Origin of the sequence: Microbacterium sp., from assembly GCF_036566905.1 — a bacterium.
GTDB lineage: Bacteria > Actinomycetota > Actinomycetes > Actinomycetales > Microbacteriaceae > Microbacterium.
The window spans coordinates 1-3,921 of record NZ_DATCVK010000094.1 but is presented as its reverse complement, the minus strand read 5'-3'; the positions used below and the strand labels follow the sequence as shown (position 1 = coordinate 3,921).

Sequence of the window (3,921 nt, the reverse complement as noted above, 5' to 3'; positions counted from 1 at the left end):
CGCGCCGAGGCCCTCGCGAACAGCGAGGTGCACATGCTCCCCCGTCGACTGGAAGAGGTCCTCGAGGTAGGGCTTGGCAGCGATGCGCAGCCGCCGCGAGGAGGGCTGGCGCACCGCGAGCCGCCAGAGCTTGATGCCCACGCGGTACCGGCCGTCGCCGGAGCGCGTGATGCCACCCCAGGCGATCCACTCCCCGAGCAGCCGATGCGCGGTCGACATCGGCAGCCCCGCCCGCTCGGCGATCTCGCTGAGCGTGAGCTCGTCGCCGCGTTCGAACGTGTCGGCGATCGCGAAGAGCTTCTCGGCGACCCGGCGGTCGTCGTCACCGCGGGGCATGCGATGGACGGCGTCTGGGAGTTGCGAGAGCAAGAACGGACACGGCGCGCGCCTTCGATCGAGTTGAATACGCGCCCAGCCTAACCAACGTCGTCCTATGGCTCCGAGGATTGCCGGCCGTCACCGCAGTCGACGCAGTCCGTGACGAGTCCGTCGACGTGAAAGACCACGTTCGAGTTGATCGCAAGCGAGCACCGCCACGGATGCACCGACCCCTGCCTCGCACGTAATGTGACCAGAGTGAATGAACGGCACCGTGTCCTTGCCCGTCGGCAGTATCTCAGCCTCGGACTCGGTGAACTTGTCGCCGCGGCGGTGTTCGCAGGGTGTGCTGCCGTGCTCATCGCACCCAGAATGGCGTCCTCGACCGCGGTAGCCGCACTCTGGTCGGCGCTGGTGCCGCTTCTGCTCGTCTTGGTGCAAGCCGGTGCATACTGGCTCCTCGCTCGCAGTTGGGCCGGGGTCGGCACGATGCCGTCGACCCTCGCACGTCTCTATCGCGTATTCCAGATCATCGATCCGCTGCTGCTGATTGCAGGAATGGTCGGCGTGCTCGTCTGGTGGCCAGACGACCCATGGGTCGCAGCCCTCGTGCTGACCGTCTGGGCCTTCGGTGTCATCGAATACCTCAACTACTTCGTCGTCCGACTCTCGTACCCGGCCTCCGAATGGATGGCAAAGGTGAGACAGCAGCGCCGCCCGCGGTTGGTGAAAGACATCAGCCTTTCGACAGTCCAGAAGAGCCTCGACGAACCGGCAAGCAGCCACTCTCGTCTACCGGATGCGCACTGAGGACGTGAGGCCGTCCCAGTCGTCACTTGCCCTGCCGGCTTCAACGCCAGGCGGGCGAATCGACCGAGCGAGGCTGGCGCGTCGCTCGCGAACTGACCGGGCCCCGAGCGCTCCCATCACGTCGCGGTCAGCGCCGCACCCCATTCGCGCGCACGCTCGAGTTCGCCGTCCGCGACCGGCCCCGAGTAGCCGTGCACGCCGAACGACTCTGGCTTGACGGCAGGACGGAAACCCCGGCCCACGAGCTTCTTCATCGCCTTCTTCGCCGCGGAGCCAGGCAGCCGCGGGGCGACCGTGCGCGTGTCGAACGTCGCGACCATCACCGGCGACGGCGGCGTCATCAGCCCGTCGATCCATTCGCGGATGCCGCGCTCCGGAACGGTGTTCGCGCCCTGTTGGCGTGCTGAGTCCCGCGTCGACGCCTTCGACATCGAGAACGCGTGAGTCGGCCCGCCGACCACGAGGAGGTCGACCCTCGTTGGGAGCTCCTCCGCCGCGGTCGCCGCTTCGACCAGCTGGACGTCGTCGACCCCCTGCTGCGTCCGGATCCCATCGGCGATCGATCTGGCGATCTCGCCGGTGTTCCCCCACAACGTCTCGTACACCACCAGTGCGCGCATGACCAGCTCCCTCCGGTTCCATTCGTGCTCACGCTATGGCGCGCGACCCGCGGTGCTCGGGACCTTCGACCTTCGCGACGAAGCGGCGATACGGGTTCCGCAGAAGACGATGAGGAGTGCGAGGACGGAACCGGTGCGGTTCGAAGGCACATCGGTGCGGTTGCGGGCCATGTGACCTTGGGCCCGTCCGCGTCAGTCGCCACGAGCGATGCTGGGGCACGTGTTCAAGAGAATCGTCGTCGGCTGGGACGGAACACCGTCATCGGAGACCGCCCTCGATTGGGCGCTACGCCATGGCCCAGAAATCCCGATCGTCCTCATGAGCGCCGCGACGCGGGGCGATTCGAGCTTCGACCAGGACCAGATCGAGACGGTGATGGCTCGGCAGCCGTCCGGGCGACGCCAAGACGTCGAGAATCGCAGCGTGATCGGGCCGCCGGACGAGGTGCTGGCCGAGTTCCTGCTGCCAGGCACGCTCATCGTGGTCGGGACGCCGGCGCACAAGCGCGGATCTCGCTGGAGCCTTGGGGCTCGACTGGCCGGCCGCCACGGAGGGGGAACCGTTGCGGTCATTCCACCGCACGCCGGAGGCGGCGACGACCTCCCTGTCGTCGTCGGGATCGATGGTTCCGCAGCGTCGTCGGCCGCCGTTGAAGTGGCCGCAGACGAGGCGCGACGACGCGGCGCTCCCCTCGAGATCCTGCATGCGTGGCATCCACCCTCGACGTGGAGGCCAGTCTTCGGCGACACGGCAGCGGACCTCGAGGTCTTCGCATCGATGCACAGGACGGTGCTCGACGAGGCGATGTCGCATGCACGTCGACTCGGCGTGGAATGCACGGGCAGACTCGAACGAGGAGACGCTGTCCAGCTGCTGAGCAAAGAAGGTCGGGCCGCATCGCTCCTCGTCGTCGCCAGCCACGGGTACGGCCCGCTCCGACGGTTCTTCCTCGGATCCGTCAGCGTAACGCTCCTGCTCGACCCGCCTTGCCCGGTCCTGGTCGTCACTGAGGTACTCGCGCATGAATAGACAGGCGGCACGCAGAAAGGTGTCGACGCTGATGACGATCGACCACGCTGCGAATTCGACGCTCCGCGCTCGGGTGCAGGACGCGCCCATGGGACCAACGACACTGCCTGTCCGGGCGGAATCGAGGAGGGTGAGTGTGGGCTCTCGCGCCCCGTTCACCGCGTGAGGAGCGATCACGACGAAAGGACGCTGCCAATGTTCGCACGATATCGAGGTGCAGGAATCGCCGCACTCGTCATTGCGACGGGGACCGTCCTGGCAGCCTGCACCATCAACATCGGGACTCCCGACGACGACCGCGATCGCGGTTCAGGGATGATGAGCGACGCCGATTCGGCGGACTACGACCCCGCAGATCTGATGTTCGCCCGCATGATGATTCCGCATCACCAGCAGGCCGTCGACATGTCGGAACTCGCGATCGAGAAGAGCACCGACCCCGAAGTGCTCGCACTGGCCGAGCAGATCCGGGATGCCCAGACCGTCGAGATCGCGCTCATGGAGGGTTGGCTCGACGATGCCGGGGTTCGCATGCCCATGGGAGACCGAATGCCCATGGGCGGAATGCTCAGCGATGACGAGATGACCGCATTGGAGGATGCGACCGCAGCCGAGTTCGACGGCCTCTACCTCGAGGGCATGATCGACCACCACGAAGGTGCGATCCGGATGGCCCGGATGATCCTGGACTCAGACAACCCCGAGGTGCAGGCCCTCGGCGAGGCGATCGTCGAGAGCCAGACCGCCGAGATCGAGCTCATGAAGCAGATGCTGGGCGACGACTAGAGTCCAGCTGCCGGGACCCTGAACGCACGCCCCTGGATGTCGCGCGGAGTGATGCGGACCCACTGGTTCTTCGGACCGGGTGCCCACGTCGTCACACCCAGCCGTTCGGCCGCCTCCACCTCGGGTTCGCGATCGACCCGGTCGGCATCTCCTCTCACGACGACGCTGAATGCCTCCTCGCCATCGACACCATCGACTTCGAACAGCACCTTGTGCTGGATGGTGAGCGCCAGCAGCTTCGTACCCGGAGCAGTGCGGAAGACGATGCTGTGCCGGTCGACGCCGTGGTTGACCGGGAAGATGTCCATCTCCCCAGCCGCGACGGTGGCGATTCGTCCGTATGCGGCTTGGGCGATC

At 66.6% G+C, this 3,921-nt stretch carries 6 protein-coding genes; 3 read left to right on the top strand and 3 right to left on the bottom strand.

Translation table 11 applies throughout. The features are described from left to right. A partial coding sequence (locus VIP82_RS07345; RefSeq protein ID WP_331907158.1) for a helix-turn-helix domain-containing protein occupies positions 1-336 on the bottom strand: 336 nt, incomplete at its 3' end. A gap of 240 nt (positions 337-576) precedes the next feature. On the opposite strand from VIP82_RS07345, the gene VIP82_RS07340 reads away from it, so the two are divergent. Further along, positions 577-1,128 (top strand): hypothetical protein, encoded by a 552-nt coding sequence (locus VIP82_RS07340; protein ID WP_331907156.1) that lies wholly within the window; start codon positions 577-579, stop codon positions 1,126-1,128. Between the two features lie 116 nt (positions 1,129-1,244). Here the strand turns inward: VIP82_RS07340 and VIP82_RS07335 are convergent, their stop codons facing one another. Continuing rightward, positions 1,245-1,748, bottom strand: coding sequence for a flavodoxin family protein (locus tag VIP82_RS07335; RefSeq protein ID WP_331907154.1), 504 nt, complete (start codon positions 1,746-1,748; stop codon positions 1,245-1,247). 208 nt (positions 1,749-1,956) lie between these two features. On the opposite strand from VIP82_RS07335, the gene VIP82_RS07330 reads away from it, so the two are divergent. Both VIP82_RS07330 and VIP82_RS07325 read left to right on the top strand, forming a co-directional pair. Then, the gene (locus tag VIP82_RS07330) at positions 1,957-2,778 is read left to right on the top strand and encodes a universal stress protein (protein WP_331907152.1); all 822 of its coding nucleotides are present in this window, start codon (positions 1,957-1,959) and stop codon (positions 2,776-2,778) included. A 195-nt stretch (positions 2,779-2,973) separates the two neighbouring features. Further along, on the top strand, positions 2,974-3,564 hold the full coding sequence (locus VIP82_RS07325) for a DUF305 domain-containing protein (RefSeq protein ID WP_331907150.1): 591 nt from the start codon (positions 2,974-2,976) through the stop codon (positions 3,562-3,564). On the opposite strand, the gene VIP82_RS07320 is transcribed toward VIP82_RS07325, so the two are convergent. Continuing rightward, the coding region (locus VIP82_RS07320) for a pyridoxamine 5'-phosphate oxidase family protein (protein ID WP_331907148.1) at positions 3,561-3,921 on the bottom strand (361 nt) is incomplete at its 5' end. The genes VIP82_RS07325 and VIP82_RS07320 overlap by 4 nt on opposite strands.

Bases quoted from the DNA above. Each gene is read 5' to 3' on its own strand.
- VIP82_RS07335 (WP_331907154.1), bottom strand. From the start codon at position 1,748: ATGCGCGCACTGGTGGTGTACGAGACGTTGTGGGGGAACACCGGCGAG.
- VIP82_RS07330 (WP_331907152.1), top strand. From the start codon at position 1,957: ATGCTGGGGCACGTGTTCAAGAGAATCGTCGTCGGCTGGGACGGAACA.
- VIP82_RS07325 (WP_331907150.1), top strand. From the start codon at position 2,974: ATGTTCGCACGATATCGAGGTGCAGGAATCGCCGCACTCGTCATTGCG.